The sequence below is a fragment of the Sanguibacter sp. Z6_81 genome, from assembly GCF_057180625.1.
In genome coordinates this window covers 757,912-773,852 of the sequence record NZ_JBXUFV010000001.1, presented here as the reverse complement: position 1 = coordinate 773,852, position 15,941 = coordinate 757,912, and the positions used below count along the sequence as shown (strand labels likewise).

At 73.8% G+C, this 15,941-nt stretch carries 17 protein-coding genes; 4 read left to right on the top strand and 13 right to left on the bottom strand.

Annotation, left to right across the window (positions count from 1 at the left end; all coding sequences use genetic code 11):
* Positions 1 to 326 precede the first annotated feature (326 nt).
* From AC2AXK_RS03670 to AC2AXK_RS03635, 8 genes are all read right to left on the bottom strand, one after another.
* Positions 327 to 1,850, bottom strand: coding sequence for a sensor domain-containing diguanylate cyclase (locus AC2AXK_RS03670; RefSeq protein ID WP_484343979.1), 1,524 nt, complete (start codon positions 1,848 to 1,850; stop codon positions 327 to 329).
* 15 nt (positions 1,851 to 1,865) lie between these two features.
* The gene (locus AC2AXK_RS03665) at positions 1,866 to 3,047 is read right to left on the bottom strand and encodes an epoxide hydrolase family protein (protein ID WP_484343978.1); all 1,182 of its coding nucleotides are present in this window, start codon (positions 3,045 to 3,047) and stop codon (positions 1,866 to 1,868) included.
* A gap of 75 nt (positions 3,048 to 3,122) precedes the next feature.
* Positions 3,123 to 3,773, bottom strand: a complete 651-nt coding sequence (locus AC2AXK_RS03660; protein ID WP_484343977.1) for an AraC family transcriptional regulator — start codon at positions 3,771 to 3,773, stop codon at positions 3,123 to 3,125.
* Between the two features lie 75 nt (positions 3,774 to 3,848).
* Entirely contained in the window at positions 3,849 to 4,625 is a 777-nt protein-coding gene (locus AC2AXK_RS03655) for a hypothetical protein (RefSeq protein WP_484343976.1), read from the bottom strand.
* A 60-nt stretch (positions 4,626 to 4,685) separates the two neighbouring features.
* Positions 4,686 to 5,540, bottom strand: coding sequence for an ABC transporter permease subunit (locus AC2AXK_RS03650; protein ID WP_484343975.1), 855 nt, complete (start codon positions 5,538 to 5,540; stop codon positions 4,686 to 4,688).
* Positions 5,537 to 6,499 carry an ABC transporter ATP-binding protein gene (locus tag AC2AXK_RS03645; RefSeq protein WP_484343974.1) on the bottom strand — a complete coding sequence of 321 codons (963 nt, stop codon included), beginning with the start codon at positions 6,497 to 6,499 and terminating at the stop codon, positions 5,537 to 5,539. Before AC2AXK_RS03645 ends, AC2AXK_RS03650 begins: the two co-directional genes overlap by 4 nt.
* A complete protein-coding gene (locus AC2AXK_RS03640; protein ID WP_484343973.1) occupies positions 6,499 to 7,494 on the bottom strand; it encodes a hypothetical protein in 996 nt (331 codons plus the stop codon). The genes AC2AXK_RS03645 and AC2AXK_RS03640 overlap by 1 nt, the downstream gene beginning before the upstream one ends.
* 197 nt (positions 7,495 to 7,691) lie before the next feature.
* Complete coding sequence (locus tag AC2AXK_RS03635; RefSeq protein ID WP_484343972.1) at positions 7,692 to 8,270, bottom strand: TetR/AcrR family transcriptional regulator; 579 nt, start codon at positions 8,268 to 8,270, stop codon at positions 7,692 to 7,694.
* A 109-nt stretch (positions 8,271 to 8,379) separates the two neighbouring features.
* Between AC2AXK_RS03635 and AC2AXK_RS03630 the strand changes: the two genes are divergently transcribed.
* Positions 8,380 to 9,540, top strand: a complete 1,161-nt coding sequence (locus AC2AXK_RS03630) for an MFS transporter (RefSeq protein WP_484343971.1) — start codon at positions 8,380 to 8,382, stop codon at positions 9,538 to 9,540.
* On the opposite strand, the gene AC2AXK_RS03625 is transcribed toward AC2AXK_RS03630, so the two are convergent.
* Positions 9,524 to 10,498, bottom strand: a complete 975-nt coding sequence (locus AC2AXK_RS03625; RefSeq protein WP_484343970.1) for an NAD(P)/FAD-dependent oxidoreductase — start codon at positions 10,496 to 10,498, stop codon at positions 9,524 to 9,526. The two genes, AC2AXK_RS03630 and AC2AXK_RS03625, sit on opposite strands and share 17 nt — an antisense overlap.
* A 74-nt stretch (positions 10,499 to 10,572) precedes the next feature.
* On the bottom strand, positions 10,573 to 11,505 hold the full coding sequence (locus tag AC2AXK_RS03620) for a class I SAM-dependent methyltransferase (protein WP_484343969.1): 933 nt from the start codon (positions 11,503 to 11,505) through the stop codon (positions 10,573 to 10,575).
* 47 nt (positions 11,506 to 11,552) lie between these two features.
* Between AC2AXK_RS03620 and AC2AXK_RS03615 the strand changes: the two genes are divergently transcribed.
* On the top strand, positions 11,553 to 12,122 hold the full coding sequence (locus tag AC2AXK_RS03615) for a helix-turn-helix domain-containing protein (protein ID WP_484343968.1): 570 nt from the start codon (positions 11,553 to 11,555) through the stop codon (positions 12,120 to 12,122).
* A gap of 49 nt (positions 12,123 to 12,171) precedes the next feature.
* The gene (locus AC2AXK_RS03610) at positions 12,172 to 12,648 is read left to right on the top strand and encodes an anthrone oxygenase family protein (protein ID WP_484343967.1); all 477 of its coding nucleotides are present in this window, start codon (positions 12,172 to 12,174) and stop codon (positions 12,646 to 12,648) included.
* Positions 12,649 to 12,778: 130 nt separating this feature from the next.
* On the opposite strand, the gene AC2AXK_RS03605 is transcribed toward AC2AXK_RS03610, so the two are convergent.
* Together AC2AXK_RS03605 and AC2AXK_RS03600 are read right to left on the bottom strand one after the other, a co-directional pair.
* Positions 12,779 to 13,954 carry an N-acetylglucosamine-6-phosphate deacetylase gene (locus tag AC2AXK_RS03605; RefSeq protein ID WP_484343966.1) on the bottom strand — a complete coding sequence of 392 codons (1,176 nt, stop codon included), beginning with the start codon at positions 13,952 to 13,954 and terminating at the stop codon, positions 12,779 to 12,781.
* Complete coding sequence (locus tag AC2AXK_RS03600; protein WP_484343965.1) at positions 13,951 to 14,670, bottom strand: NUDIX hydrolase; 720 nt, start codon at positions 14,668 to 14,670, stop codon at positions 13,951 to 13,953. Before AC2AXK_RS03600 ends, AC2AXK_RS03605 begins: the two co-directional genes overlap by 4 nt.
* A gap of 25 nt (positions 14,671 to 14,695) precedes the next feature.
* Here AC2AXK_RS03600 and AC2AXK_RS03595 point away from each other — a divergent pair, with 25 nt between their 5' ends.
* Positions 14,696 to 15,367, top strand: a complete 672-nt coding sequence (locus AC2AXK_RS03595) for a DNA-3-methyladenine glycosylase I (protein ID WP_484343964.1) — start codon at positions 14,696 to 14,698, stop codon at positions 15,365 to 15,367.
* Here the strand turns inward: AC2AXK_RS03595 and AC2AXK_RS03590 are convergent.
* Positions 15,351 to 15,935, bottom strand: a complete 585-nt coding sequence (locus AC2AXK_RS03590; RefSeq protein WP_484343963.1) for a ScbR family autoregulator-binding transcription factor — start codon at positions 15,933 to 15,935, stop codon at positions 15,351 to 15,353. The genes AC2AXK_RS03595 and AC2AXK_RS03590 overlap by 17 nt on opposite strands.
* Between the last annotated feature and the right edge of the window lie 6 nt (positions 15,936 to 15,941).

The window sequence follows — 15,941 nt, the reverse complement described above, 5'->3', positions numbered from 1 at the left end:
GGCGACCGCGAGCGCACCGTCGCGCTCGCCGGACGGTGGCCGGGCCGAGGTCAGTCTGGTGCAGAGCACTCCCCCGGCCATGATCTCCGGTCCGGCGTGTCGAGAGGACATGGTCAGCCCGAGCCGTCGCGGCGAGGACGAGCAGCATCGGGATGCCCTCACCGAGCGGGGCGAGGATTCCCGCGACGAGGAAGACGACGGCCCCCGCGATCCCTCGCACCCATGCGGCGTCGAAGCCGCCGCGCGCTCGTCCACGACGGTGTCCGGGGTGGCGTAGAGCGGTTCGAGGTGGTCGCCGAGCGAGGCTTCGCGGGACCCGCCGCCGGTCAGCGCGACGCGCGCCTGCTCGCCTTGTCCTCGTACATCGCCGCGTCCGCAGCAGCGAGGGCCTCCGCGGGGGTCGTCGGACCGCTGAACGACACGACGCCGACGCTCGCGTGGACGTCGTGGGTGCCCGACCCTCCGACGATCGTCGTGCGGGCCGCACGCCGGAGCCGGTTGGTCCACACTGCCAGCGCCGCCGGACCGGCGGGCAGCACGGCAGCGACGACGAACTCGTCGCCGCCCAGGCGCCCGTGCAGGTCCCCCACCCGGCCGACCATGAGGAGCGCCCCGGCGAACTGACGCAGGGCGTCGTCACCCGCGGCGTGGCCGAGCGTGTCGTTCACCTGCTTGAACCCGTCGAGGTCGCAGAACCCGACCGCGATCTGGTCGAGGCCCGGGCGCACGTCAGCAGACGCGAGGACGAGCCAGCGCTCGATGCCGCGCCGGTTGAACAACCCCGTCAGCGGGTCGCGCAACGCGAGGTCGTCGAGCTCCGAGAGGCGGGACTCGAGGTCGGCGGCACGCTGCTGCTCGGCCGCCGCGCTGGCCTGGGCGGCGATCTGCTGACCGATGAGCACGGCGAACATCTGCATCGTCGCGAGGTTGCGGGGGTCGACCTCCACGGTGCTGCCGCTCGCGCCGCACAGTGTGCCGATGACGGTCGAGTCCGCATCCATCACCGGGACGCTCACATAGGTGCGGATCCCGAGCGACTCCGCCGCGGCGGAGTCGCCCCAGACCGACGGGACGTCCGTCGTGCACGCCCGGCCCTCCTCCAGGGAACGTCGGCACAGCGTGTCCGACCAGTCGAAGGCCGCTTCCTCCGGGATCGTCATCTCGGCCGTGTTCAGCGCGTAGAGGATCCGCTGCTCGTCCGCCTCCCAGTCGACCGCGGTGAGGTACGTCGAGTCGAGACCGGTCGCAGCCTGCAGCATCTCCAGCAGGGGGCGGGTGAGACCTTCGAGGGTCCCGCTCTCCGCGACGGCACCGGCGACGCGCTCGAGCTCGCTCGCGCCCGGCGCCGTCTGGAGCTCGGTCGACGCGGGGCGCAGGAGCGCGCTGACGTACTCGGCGACGGTCTGCAGGGTCGCGACGACCCTGTCCTCGATCACCGAGACGGCTGACGACGACGCGCAGCACAGCGTCCCGACGACGGCACCGTCGACGAGCAGCGGCACGCCGACGTATGCACCGACGTCGAACAGCGCCGCGTGGGGGTGCGCCGCGAGCCCGGCGTCCGCCCGCACGTCGGCGACGACTGGGCCGGCACTGCCGGTGATGAACTGGTGGCAGAGCGTCTGCTCGACGGGGTGGCTCGTGCCCACGGGCAGGGGAGTCACCCCGGGCGCGTGCGCGACGTGCGTGATGACGCGCTCCCCCGCGTCGAGCTCGCCGACGAAGGCGACCTCCATGCCGAGCTCCTCGAGCAGCAGCCCCAGGGCCCGCTCGATGCGGGCGGACGACGGGCCGGAGGCCTCTCCCAGGACGGATCGCAGGACAGGGCGTGTCGGGCTCGGCACGTTCATGCCCCGATCATCTCATCACCGGGCCGCGCACCCCCGGCCGAAGAGAGAGGCCGCCTGCAGGAGGTCATGAGCGACGGCCTCGGGCAGCTCCGTCGCCGCGAAGTGACCGCCCCGCTCGTGCGTGGTCCACTGCACGACGTCGTAGAACCGGCGGGCCAGCGCCTGCGGTGGCACGCCGATGTCCCTCGGGAAGATCGAGAACGCGGCGCGGGGCTTCTCCCCCACAGCTCCCCACTGGTGTTCACCTTCGGCCGCTCCGGCGGGGGCGTCCGGGGACCAGTCGGTGGCACCTTCGTCCGCGCCCCACCCGGAGTCGTCCCAGTCGGTCTGGTCGTCGGCGTACAGCCTGAGCCCCGACCACGCGGTTCCGGTCAGCCAGGTCAGCGCCGTGAGCCCGACGACGTCCTCGGGGTCGACGTCGTCGCTGAGTGCGTCGAACTTGTCGGCGATCCAGGCGAGGAGCCCGACGGGCGAGTCGGTGAGCCCGTAGGCGAGGGTGAGCGGTTCGGCGGACTGGACCGTGAAGTAGACGGCCTTCTCCATCCACGCGTCCGACGCCTCGTAGAAGGCGCGCTCCTCGGCGTCGAGCGAGTCCCTGTCGACGAGGAACTGCTTCGGGAACGGGATGTCCGTCAGGTGGAGGCCGGCGACCTCGTCGGGGTGCGACGTCGCGATCTCGTCCGCGACGATGCTGCCGAAGTCGCCGCCGTGCAGCACGTAGCGGGTGAGCCCCAGCTCGACCAGCGCCGAGCGGACGCGCTCCGCGGCGGTCCCCACGGTCAGGGGTTCATGGGGCTGCCCGGAGAACGCGAAGCCGGGCAAGGACGGCACGATGACGTCGTGACCGGCCTGCGTGAGCAGAGGGACGAGCTTGCGGTAGCGGAGGAACGAGTCGGGCCATCCGTGCAGCAGGACGATCGGCAGTCCCGTGGGGTGCTCGGCCCGGGCGCGCACCAGATGCAGCGGGTAATCGCCGTCGTCGTGGACGAGGTGCTCGAACTGATCCAGCGACTCGGCGAAGTCGCTCCACCGGAACGTCTCGCGCCAGTAGGTGACGAGCTCGCGCACGCGATCGACGGCGATGCCGTGGCCGTCGAGACCGGCGGGGACGTTGGGCCAGACCGTGGTCGCCAGGCGCTCCTCGAGGAGAGTCAGGCGCGCGGGATCGATGTGGATGGGGAACGGGGAGAGGGACACGGTGAACTCCTTCGGTGTGCCCCCAGTGTCTCGGGTGGCCCCCGCTGCGGTCTTGAACGATGTGGCCACCCGGACCTACAGCCCGGAAATGATCTCCCGCGGCGTCCGGCCCACCAGGGCGCGCAGAGAGCGCGTGAGGTGCGCCTGGTCGCTGTACCCGGCCCGCTCCACGACCTCACCGATCCCCGTCCCGTCGCTGAGCATCGTGAACGCCGCCCGGGCGCGGGCCATGCCGGCGATCTGCTGACGATTGAGCCCGGTGACCTGGAGCACCTGCCTGCGGAGCGTCCGGCCACCCCGCGGTCCTCTCCCGGCGAGCGCGAGCGCCACCGCCGGTTCTGTCGACAGCACGCCCCCCGCGACGAGGTCGTCGATGAGCTCCCCGAGGTGGTGCTCGTCCGGGATCGGATGATCGCGCTCACCCAGCCGGAACGTCAGCGAGGTCGACGGAAGAACCTGCACCCGCTCGAACGAGGACTTCGGGAGAGCGCGCAGGAACACGTGCGCCTGCAGCTCGACACCCCAGAAACGGTCACCCGCCTGCATCTCGAAGCGCTGGGGGTGAGCTGCGGGGCCGACGAGCTCGACGCGCACACCGTCCGCCGTCGAGCCGAACCCGAGCCCCCAGAACTCCGTCGCCGGTTGGGTCCACCAGCCGCCCGTCGTCGTCTCGACCGACCAGGCGCACCGGACCTCGGCCTGCGGCAGCTCCCACTCCCGGTACATGGCCCCATTCTCGTCGAGTCCTCGTGCGCGTCGCCGAGACTCCGGCAGCACCCGACGTGCACCATCGGCGTCGCGTCAGTCGACGCTCCAGCCCGCCCGCGGCGTCTGCGGGAGGAGCTTCGCGAGGTCCGCCAGGACCGTGAGCCGGGCCTCGATCTCGGTGAGGCTCGCTCCGCCCTTCGCCCACCCGACGAGGTCCGTGTGGTCGACGCGGATACCGATGGACCGCGCGTCGTCCCGCATGAGCCGCTCGACGACGGACGACGAGAGCATCCGCGGCACGTCCGCGGGGTTCAGCGAGGACACGGTCCAGGCGGCGTCGAAAGCGGCGTTGCCGATGGTGATGTCGCCCCGGCCCGCGCGGGCGCGGATCTTGTCGCCCAGCCCGGCGGGCGTGAGCGTGAGGTCGCCGAGGCCAGCGGGCACGGTGAGGGTCACCACGTGCCGGGTGGTCGTCGTGCGGTTCTCCCGGGACGTCGAGGTGTCGTTGCGGTTCGACTTCACCTCGGTGATGTGCCGGAACGCGGCGGCCGGACGGCTGTCCCACTGGCCCGTGAGGACCTCCTCGGCGCGTTCGACGAGCGCGTCCTCGTCGAACGGGGGGCCCTCCCAGCGCGAGTCGTAGCTCGGGTCCTTCTCGGCGAACGTCCAGCCGCGGGACGTCGCCCACACCCGGGCCGCCTCGCGGCGTCGCTTGCGCACGAGCACCGAGACGAGGACCGCGACGACGACGAGCGGGACGATCACCCCGAAGAACAGGACGGCCGGACGGTTCGCGATCTCCGAGATGAGCTCCGTCACCGACTGGGCGTGCAGCTGGGTGAGGGGTTGGGCAAGCGACGTCGGGTGCATGGGTTCCTCGCGTGGGGTGGTGGCGCCGTTCGCGGCGCAGCGGTCCGACCCTACGGTGCGTCAGAGGTCCTTGCGCTGGAACGACAGCGCGGCGAGTCCGAGGACGACCGCGACCCACAGCACGGCCCACGCGAGGTAGGCGGGGGCGAGGGAGTCGGCACTGAGGAACGGGAACGCCACGGCGTCGGGCCCTCCGAAGGCGATGAGCGCCGTCGGGTCCTGGAACGCGTGCATCGCACCGCGCCACAGCCCGTCGGTCGGCAGGAGCACCCGGGACACTGTGCCGACCCGCTCGACGGACTCGTTGCCGAGGGATGCACCGATGCCACCCACGACACCCGCGATCCACGTCGCACCGAACAGCCCGACGGCCACGACCCCGGACGCCATGGGCGAGATGAGCGTCGAGAGCAGCAGGGCGAGCGTGAGCAGCACGACCGTCTGCGCGGCCAGGAGCGCGAGCGCCGCCACCGGGTCGGGTGGCCAGTAGTCGACGGTCGCGAGAACGACGAGGCACTGCGCGAGCCCGGCGAGCACCGCGAACACGGTGCCGAACGCGACGAGGCCGAGCCACTTGCCGAGGAGCACCGCTGGCCGGCGCACGGGACGCGCGAGCATCGCGAGCGCGATGCCGGACTCCGTCTCCCCCGCGAGGGTGGGGCCCGCGAGGAACGCGGTGCCGAGCGCGGCGATGAGGCTGAACCCGAACATCACGAGGTTGAGGACGATCGACGCGGTGAGCCGCGCCTGCCCGCTCGTCAGCCCACCAGACTCGGCCGCGAGCCGTGAGAAGCCCCACGCGCTCAGTGCCAGGAGCAGAACGGTGAGACCGAGGACGGCGAGGATGACCTTCCGCCGGGACGCCTCGCGGACGGTGAGGGCCGCGATGGTCAGGGCGGTGCGGACGGTGCTCATCGGTGGCCTCCCGCGTCGGCGTCCTGCGGGTGGCCCGCGCGCAGGATGCCGAGGAGCCGTTCCTCGAGGCTGATCCGTCCCGGCTCCACGGCGTGCACCTGGGCGCCGAGCGTCACGAGGTCCCGCACGAGGGCGGGCACGGCGGCCTCGTCATCGTCGAGCCCGAGCATGACGGTCCACCACTCCCCCGCGTGCTCCGTGACGCCGGTCGCGGCGAGGCGCGCCTCGGCGTCGGACGTGAGGCCGGTGAGGTGCAGGCGCACCTCCCGCTGGCCGAGCAGCTCGGCGAGCGTGCCGGACGCGGCGACGCGTCCCTGGTCGAGGATGACGACCCGGTCGCACACCCGCTCGACCTCGCCGATGAGGTGGGAGTTGAGCAGGACGGCGACCCCGCGCGAGCGCAGCTCGAGGACGATGTCCCGCACGTCGGCCCGCCCCAGGGGGTCGAGGGCGCTCGTCGGCTCGTCGAGGATGACGAGCTCGGGGCGCGCGACGAGCGCCACGGCGAGCCCGAGTCGCTGCTGCATCCCCTTGGAGAACCCACCGAGGCGGTCCCCGGTGCGCGCCCCGAGCCCGACGAGCGCGAGCGTCGCCTGCTGCTCCGCGACCGGGACGTCGAGGCCGACGAGGCGCACGTGGAGCGCGAGGAGCTCGGTGGCGGTGAGCCACGGCTGGTAGCGGAAGAGCTCGGGCAGGTAGCCGACGCGGGCGCGGGCGGCGGGCTCCGACGTCGGGCGCCCGAGGAGCATGGCGTCGCCGCCGTCGGGCCGCACGAGCCCGAGGAGCATCTTGATGACGGTCGTCTTGCCGGCCCCGTTGGGCCCGAGCAGCCCGACGATCTGGCCGCGGCCGACCTCGAGGGAGACGTCGTGCACCGCGTGCCGCTTGCCGTACTGCTTGCGCAGCCCGGAGCACCAGATCGCGGGCGACGGTGGGAGGCTCGCGACGACCTCGGCCATCAGCCGAGGGTCCGCGCCACGGTGAGGAGCTCGTCGGTGCTGAGGGGCCCGCCGACGACCGTGACGACGCCGTCCTCGACCCAGACGACGGCGGCCAGCGACGCCTCGGGAACCTCGAACACGGTGGCTGTCACGTCCCCGACGGTCGCGCTCGAGGTGGTGACGCGGTCTGCCGGGACCGGCAAGGGGAGGGTGGTGCCGTCCTCGCTGAAGGTGCGCAGCTGCGCGGCGACGTCCTCCGGGACCCCCGGGAGGGACAGCAGGTAGTCGCGGGCGGTCGCGAAGTCCACTCCGGACGACGACGCGGTGGGCGCGACGGCCCGCCCGACGACGAGCGACGGCATGCCCTGCTCCTGCGACCACGTCTGGACGACGCCCGGCCCGCCGGTCACCTGCACCTGGCTGCCGTCGAGGCCCGCGGGCGGTGCGGGGAGCGTCGTCCCGGCTGCGGCGGCGGCGTCGGCCGCGCGGTCCGCCGAGAACGTGAAGGTCGCGGTGGCCTCGTCGCCGACGAGGTAGGTCGGCGACCCCGTGACGCCCTGCGGGAGGGCGGCGACGGTGGGCACGTCGAGGCCCGTCTCCGCCGCGGCGGTCGCGGCGTCGGGCACGGTGCGCGGCTCGTCACCCCCGACGACCGTGACGTCACCGAAGGCGCTGAGGTCAGGGAGCGTCACGAGGTCCGCGGGGTCGAGCGCCACGGGCGCGACCTGCTCGGTGCGGAAGACCGGCAGCCAGTCGTTGGCGGCCGCGGCGCCGGCACCGGCGACGACGCCGACCGCGAGCACGGCCGCGACCGCTGGGTGGCGCAGCACGCGGCGGGGTGCCCGAGCCGCGCGTGCGGCATCGAGCGGCACGTCGAGGCGCGTGGCGTCGAGCGGTGCATCGAGACGCCCGAGGCAGCGGGAGCAGCCGGAGACGTGATCCCGGTCGGAGTCGGCCACGCGCGCGGGCTCGGCCGTGAGGTCGTGGAGCACGCGGTCAGAGGGATGGCGCATGACGATCTGCTCCTTGCGTCGGCAAAGCCTAGATACTGAGTCTCACCCCGGAGCTACCGATTGCCAAGTGGTTGCTCCGGGTCTGCGGCGAGGGTGTCGGTCGCCCACTCCCCCAGAAGCGTCCGCAGCCTGACGCTCCCGTGCGGCACACCGCGCGGCTCACCAGGCGCGGACCGGCTGCCCCGCCCTCGATCGGCTCAGTCGGCCCGGTGTGCCCGCAGTGCCGCCGCGGCGACGCGCCGGCCGACCTCGATCGGCGCGTCGGGACGCCCGCGCAAGAACGCCGTGAGCGTCCCGGAGTAGGCAAGGAGCATCGCGTCAGCGAGCTCCCGGGCCCTGTCCCCGGCGATCGGCCGGGCGAGGGCGAAGAAGCGCTCGTCGAGCAGCGTCGTGTCCTCGGCGAGGAGGTCGCTGATCTCGCCCCCGGCGTCGGGCATCTCCGACGCGGTCGCGAGGAAGGCGCACCAGCGCGCGGTCGGCTGGCGGTCGTGGCGGTAGGAGTCGAGGGCATCGAACACGGCGAGCAGCCGCCCGGCGTCGTCGGTCGCGTCAGCGATGCACCGGTCCCAGGCCGCCCGCCAGTCCGCGAGCCGCAGACGCAGCGCCTCCGCGACGAGCGCGTCCTTGCTGGGGAAGTGCGCGTACATCGTCGCTGGGGAGACCTCGGCGTGCCGGAGGACCTCGTCGACGGGGGTCGCGCGGATCCCGCGGGCGAACAGGACCGCGTCGGCCGCGTGGAGCAGCCGGGCGCGCGCGGGAGGACGGGAGGCTGCCACAGATCCACTGTAACGACCGTTCTGCGCATCGGACCGGGTAGCGGTAGCGTAACGATCGTTACAGTCGACTCGGGGAAGGTGTCCCCTGCACGCCCTTGTGCTCAGCGGCATGGCGCTCATCGCCGCGACCTACGGCCTCGCGCGCTACGGCTACGGGCTCTTCCTCCCGCAGCTCACCGAGACGTTCGGGCTCGGCAGCGGGCTCGCGGGCACCATCCAGGCTGGCAGCTTCCTGTCCTACTGCGGGGCCGCCGTCCTCGCGGCGCGCAGCAGCGGGCGCCCACGAGCCGTGGTCGCCGCCGCGGGCGGGACGGCCGCCGTGGGCGCGCTCGTCGTCGCCGTCGCACCCAGCGCGAGCATCCTCGCGCTGGGCGTCGTCGTCGCGGGAGCTGGCGCCGGCTTCGCCACCCCGGGACTCGTGGCGCTCGTGCGCCGCACGGTCACGCCGGATCGCCAGGAGAGCGCGCAGACCGTCGTCAACGCCGGCACCGGCGTCGGGATCGTCGCCGCGGGCGGGCTGCTGGCGGTCACCGCGGGTCACTGGAGGATCGGCTGGGTCACCGTCGCGGTGATCGCCGGTCTAGCGACGATCGCCACCCTGCGCTCCGACCGCCCGGTCCGCCGGCAGGGCCCGCTCGACGAGCACGTCCGGATCGACGGGCAGGTCGACGAACCAGCGCCGAGGCTGCGTCGCCGCGACCTCCTCGTGCTCGTCCACCCGGTCGTCGCCGCCGTGCTCGCCGGAGCATCGAGCGCCGCCGTGTGGACCTTCGGCCGGTCCACCATGGCCGCAGCCCGTGACGGCGGCGAGGCCTACTCCGTCGTCGCATGGATGGTGCTCGGCACCTTCGGCGTCCTCGGGGCGACCGCCGGCCGGATCGTCCGGGCGCGCAGCCTGCGCACCGCGTGGATCCTCACGACCGTGACGGCCGCGGTCGCGACGGTCGTCGTCGGGATCGCTCCCGGGTCGCCCGTCGCCGCGTACGCGGCGATGGCACTCTTCGGGGCGGGCTACACCGCGCTGTCCGGCGTCCTCATCGTCTGGGCCGTGCGCGTGCTGCCCGACGACGGGACGACCGGCACCGTCGTGCTGTTCGTCGCCCTCGCCGTCGGGCAGGCCGTGGGGGCTGTGGTGCTGGGCGTCCTCCTCGGACCGCTCTCCACGCCCGGCACCTTCGTCGTCGCGAGCATCCTCGGGGTGCTGTCCGTGCTCCCGGTCCTGCGCCACGCACCCGACCGGGAGAGCGAGGGCGTCAGCGCGCGGCGGTAGCGGCGTCCCGCGCGCGGTGCGCCGTGACGGCGGCGGCCAGCTCCTCGGCGACGAGGTCCGCGTTGATCGCGGCAGCCGCAGCGAGCCCCCCGGCGGCAGAGGTGACGACCTGGCTCGACAGGTCCGTGACGTTCCCGGCGACCCACACCCCCTCGACGGCCGTGACGCCGCGCTCCCCGGACGCGACGTGCTCCCCGCCCATGGGGTGCTCGACGACGGGCAGGCCGAGGGAGGTGAGGATCTCGCTGCGCGCGACCATGCGCGGCCCGACGACGACTGCCCGCACCGGCACGACGGTCCCGTCGGCGAGCACGACCCCGGTGACCGCGTCGTCCTCCACCTGCAGCGACGCGACGAGTCCCTCGACGACCCGGACGCCGCGGGCGGCGAGCTGCTCCGCCTGCTCCTCGGTGGGGGGCGGGGAGGTGTGCAGGAACAACGTGATGTCCGCGCTCCACTGGCAGAACAGCAGCGTCTGGTGCACAGCCATCGGTCCCGTGGCGAGGACGCCGAGCGCCTGGTCCCGCACCTCCCAGCCGTGGCAGTACGGGCAGTGGAGCACGTCGCGCCCCCACCGCTCCCGCACGCCGGGGACGTCGGGCAGCTCGTCGACGAGGCCCGTCGTCACGAGCAGCCGCCGGCCACGGACGGCCGACCCGTCGTCGAGCGTCACGACGAACCCGCCGTCGTCGCGCCGCGCACCCGTCGCCCGCCCCTGCCGGACGTGCGCGCCGTAGGACTGCGCCTCCGCGCGTCCCACCCGGACGAGCTCCGCGGGCGGCATGCCCTCGCGGGTGAGGAACCCGTGGACCCCCTCCGCGGGGAGGTTGCGCTGCTCCCCGGCGTCGATGACGACCACCGAGCGGCGCGCCCGCCCGAGGACGACCGCGGCGTTGAGGCCGGCGGCACCTCCCCCGACGATCACGACGTCGTACGACTCGTGTGCTGCTGTCTCCATGTCCGGCTCCTTCATGCTCGCTCGTGCTGTGGTGGTGGGTGCTGTGGTGGGCGACGTGTTCATGGGCGGCGCGTTCATGGACGACGCGCGATCCACACGCTCCGGGTGCCGCGCACCCGGAGGTCGGTCCGGCTCCGGACGCCGTCGGGTCCGTCGCCGAGGAGCGTCGCCAGGACAGCCGCGTCCGCGGCGTCGAGGGACGGAAGGCCGGATGCCGCGAAGCGCTCGAGGGAGAGGGCGGCGTACTCGCCGGCGGGTCCGTCGCCGGGTGCGGACTCGTCAAACACGACCGTCCGGGTGCTCACCCCGGTGAACCCGGCGGCGGTGATGGCGTCCGTCCAGTCGGGGTGGTCGACGTGCCCCGGCTGCGCCCGGGCCACCGCGGCGCGGAGCCGCTCCTCGAACCCGGAGAGCGCCTCGGGCAGCAGGCGGGGCGGCTCGTCCATCTCGACGACCGCGAGCACACCGCCCGGTCGCAACCCGGCGAGGAGGTTCGCGAGAGCGCGGGCAGGGTCGGGGACCTCGTGCAGCGACAGTGCCGCCCAGGCGACGTCGAACAGTCCGAGCGGTCCGGTCCCGGAGGCCACGTCGACCTGCTCGGTCGTCACCCGGGCCGCGATTCCCGCGCGCTCGGCGGCGTCGCGGACCCGGCCGAGCATCTCCGGGGAGACGTCGATCGCGACGAGGTCCGCGGCCGGGAACCGCTGGGCGAGCGCCACCGTCCCCGTGCCGGACCCCGCGCCGACGTCGAGGATGCGGCCGACGTCGAGGTCGGAAGCCGCTGCGCTGACGAGGGCGGTCGTGGCGTCGAGGCTGCGGCGGTACACGATCGCGTCGAGGTCGAGGATGCGCGCGAGGCCGGGGCCGCGCGCGTGGACGTGGGCGTCGCTGCCGCCGGGCGCGTCGTGCTGCGCGTGCGCGGGGTGGCGGTGGTGCGCGGGCTCGTGGCCCTGCGCCGGGTGGTGGGCGTCGACGTCGGGGGCAACGGGTCGCTCGTGCGTGGTCATGCCTCGACCGTAGACCCGTCGTGCGCATGTGGCATAGGCTCTTGCGTATGACGCAAGACGCAGATCTCGAGGCCGTCGTCCGACAGCGCATCCGCGCACTCCGCACGGCCAAGGGCTGGTCCCTGGACACCCTCGCGGAGCGGAGCTTCCTCAGTCCCTCGAACCTCAGCCGGATCGAGACGGGCAACCGGCGCATCGCGCTCGACCAGCTCGTCCCCATCGCGCGCGCCCTCGACACGACCCTCGACCAGCTCGTCGAGTCGCCCGGCGACGACGACGTCGTCATCCGTCCTGAGCGCGGCGAGCGTGACGGCATGACCGTCTGGACGCTCGCCCGCGAGCGCAACCCCCACGACATGACGGTCGCGAAGGTCCGCATCACGAGCCCCGCACCCCCGGCGGACCAGCTCAACGTGCACCCGGGCCGTGACTGGTTCACCGTGCTCTCGGGCACCGCGGAGCTGCGCCTCGGGGACCGGTTCATCCTCGTCGAGGCGGGCCAGGCGGCCGAGTTCTCGACGATGACCCCGCACGGCTTCGGTGGGCACGCAGGACCTGTCGAGCTCCTCATGATCCTCACGCAGGACGCGGAGCGCGCCCACCTGCAGCACGGCTGAGGAGGGCGCGGGGTTCCCCGGAACCGGGGAGGTGCGGCACCCTGTCCGGATGGATACCTGGCTCCCGCTCGTCGCCGGCGTGGGGTCCGCCGCCGTCGGCGGCTTCTACGTCGCGTTCTCGGCCGTCGTCATGCCGGCGCTGCGCCGTCGGCCCGCGCAGGACGCGATCGCGACGATGGTGGTGATCAACGAGCGAGCCGTCGGACCGGTGTTCATGCTCCTGTTCTTCGGCACCGCGGCAGCCTCGGCGACCGCACTCGTCCTCGCCCTCACGGGCGGCCTCTCGGCGTGGGCGGCGCTGGGAGGTGCGGGGTACCTCGCAGGCTGGGCCCTGACCATGGCCGTCAACGTCCCCCTCAACACCCGGCTGGCCGCAGCCCCGGGTGCGGACGCGCCGGCACGCGCCGCAGGCGCGGAGGACCTCTGGCGCGGCTACGACCGCCCCTGGACGACGGCGAACCACGCCCGCGCCCTGCTCTCCCTCACCGGCGCGGTCCTCCTGCTCCTCTCCACGTCGCCCGACTGAGCGGACGGGCGGGAGATCTGGTGCAGCCGGATGCTCCGGGACACGAAGTCCCGGACCCTCGTGGGCACCGTCCAGGCGACGGCCGAGGGCACACCGGGCGCCGATGCGCGCGCGAGCCCGCCGACACCCCTCACTCCGTGCCGACCCGCGCACCTGCGCGCCACACCTCCGCGACGTCACCGTCAGGGCCCAGGACGACGACGTCGCCCCGCGCCCCCTCCCGGAGGTGCCCGACGTCCGGCAGACCCAGGACCGCCGCGGGCGTGCTCGTCACCGCAGCGAGCGCGTCCCCGAACGGCACTCCCGCGACGTCCGTCGCGTACCGGAGGGCGGCGTCGAGCGTCAGGGTGCTGCCCGCGATCGCCCCGCCATCCCGCAGCCGCGCCACCCGGTCGACGACGTCGACGACGAGCCCGCCGAGCGTGTACTCGCCGTCGGGCATCGCCGCCGCGGCGATCGCGTCCGTGACGAGCGCGACCCGCCCGGGACCGGCCGAGCGCACGGCGTGCGCGAGCGTCAGCGGGTGCAGGTGGACGCCGTCGGCGATGACCTCGACGACGACGCGCGGGTCCTCGAGCAGCGCGAGGACCGGCCCCGGCGCGCGGTGGTGGACGGGCGGCATCGCGTTGAACAGGTGCGTCGCGAGCCGCGCCCCGGCGTCGACGGCAGCGGTCGCCGTCGTGGCGTCGGCACCCGTGTGCCCGACGGCCGCCACGGCTCCGTGCCCCACGACGCGACGCACCGCGTCGAGGCCGCCCGGCAGCTCGGGCGCCAGTGTCACCACCCGCACGACGCCGGAGGACAGCACGGTGTCGATGTCCGTGGGGTCCGGGTCGACGAGGAACCGGGGGTCGTGCGCACCACGGTGGTGCGGGCTGAGCCACGGGCCCTCGAGGTGCACCCCCGCCAGCTCGCCGTCCGCGACGAGGTCGGCGAGGCCCGCGACAGCGGTGCGCAGCACGGGTACCGGCGCCGTCGTGAGGCTGCCGACGAGCGTCGTCGTGCCGTGAGCACGGTGCAGCCGGACGGCACGCAGGACGTCCTCCTCGGCGGCGAGGTCCGCGAAGCTTCCCCCTGCGCCGCCGTGGCAGTGCAGGTCGACGAACCCCGGGACGACACGGTGCCCGCGGGCGTCCCGCCGCGGCAACCCCGCCCACCGCTCCGGCAGCTGGCCGCCGCCCGAGCCCGCGACACGTCCACCGACGAGCGCGAGCCACCCGTCGGCGAGCACGTGGCTGCCCGTGTGGACCTCACCGCCGAGAAGGACGAGGTCGCCCCCGCGCGCCGCGAGCGGCCCCCCGGTCATCGCGCCAACCCGTCCTGTGCCGCCGCGTGCACCTGGGAGCGGGCGAACGCGCGGGCACGCTCGACCCGCGCGTCGAGCCCGTCGGCGCACCCGGCAGGCAACGCGTCCACCGGCCACCACGCCACGTCGGTGCTCTCCGGGCTCACCGCCACCGGGTCAGCCGGGTCTGCCACGACGACGAAGCCGACGTCGATGTGCCAGGCGCACGCACCGAAGCCGCCGCCGAGGGCGTGCCGGTCGATGTCGGCGGGGGCCCGCGACGGCACGGCGAACCGCTCGAGACCCGTCTCCTCCCGCAGCTCCCGGAGCGCACCAGCGAGGAGGCTGTCGTCCTCCGGGTCGGTGTGCCCGCCGGGCTGCACCCAGAAGCGTCCTTTGCGGTGGTAGCACAGGAGGGTGCTCGTCAGTCCTGCGTCGAAGACGATCGTGCTGCCGGTGAGGTGCTCGGGGATGGTCCGCGAGAGGGCGGCGACCCCGTGCTCGACGAGGTGCGCGATCGCCCGGGCCTGCGCCCGCTCCTGCTCCGCGGTCGCCGGCTCGAGGGCACGGAGCGTGTCCAGCACGTGTGCCGGAGCGTCGGACGAGGAGGGCCGTGGACTCGTGAGGACCATGACCCCAGCCAACCACGGGAGCTCGCGGAGCAGGAGGAGCAGCCGTCCGCCCACGTGTGGACCACCGCCCGTGTCCACCGCGCCTGCGTGCGAACCAGCCATCATCGGTGGCGCCGGGCACAGTAGGGGGATGAACGTTCCCGCCACCGCAACGATCCGGACCTCCGTGGACGAGCCCGCCCCGCAGCTCCCGCCCGGCACGACCGGGAGGTGCTTCGGCGACGGCATCCCGCTCTACGAGGAGTACCACGACACCGAGTGGGGCGTGCCGGTCCACGGGGAGGCGGAACTCTTCGAGCGCCTCGCCCTCGAGGGCTTCCAGTCCGGGCTCTCCTGGCTCACGGTGCTGCGCAAGCGCCCCGCGTTCCGCGACCGCTTCGCCGGGTTCGACCCGGAGGTCGTCGCCCGCTTCACCGACGCCGACGTCGCACGGCTCCTCGAGGACACCGCAATCATCCGCAACCGCGCGAAGATCCTCGCCGTGGTCCGCAACGCCCGGGCGGTCGTCGCCCTGCACGACGCGGGCCAGACCCTCGACGAGATCATCTGGTCCGCCGCTCCCGACGCGACCGCGCGGGAACGACCGCGACTGCCCTCCGACGTCCCTGCCTCCACGCCCGGGTCGAAGGCGCTGGCGAAGACGCTCAAGTCGCACGGCTTCGCGTTCGTCGGCCCGACGACGGCCTACGCGACGATGCAGGCGTGCGGGATCGTCGACGACCACCTCGTCACCTGCCCCGTCGTGCTGTTGGGCGAGCAGGTGAGCGCGGGACGGACGGCCCCTGCTACGCCATCCCGTTGAGGAGCAGGTCCCACAGTCCGTCGGTGAGGTTCTCGAGGCTCTGCCGCTCGTCGAGGTCCTCCGACACCTGCTGCACCCCGAACCATGCCGCGACGGACAGGTGGGCCACACGCGGGATGTCGAGGTCCTTGCGGATCTCGCCGGCCTCGGCGGCGCGCTCGAGGAACATCTGGGACGTCTGGATCCAGGCGATGAAGGGGCGCGGCAGCTCGACGTCGATCGCGGCCCGGTCGCGGACCAGACGCACGGCCGCGCGGATGTGGATGTCGTCGCGGTAGGCGATCGCCACCTGGCCCGTCAGCCAGCGGATGGCCTCGAGGGAACCCCGTCCGCGCGCCTCCGCCTCGCGGACGAGCGGCTCCCAGGCGCCGTGGTAGTTGTCGACGATCGACTTCGCGATGTCACCCTTGGACTGATAGTGGAAGTACAGGGCTCCCTTGGTCAGTCCCAGGCGCTCCGCGATGACGGACAGGGAGGCACCGACGTAGCCGTGCGCCTCGAACTCCTCCGCGGCCACCTCGAGGATGGCAGCCCTCGTGGCTGCCCGCTGGTCGCTTCGTCGTGACACGCACTG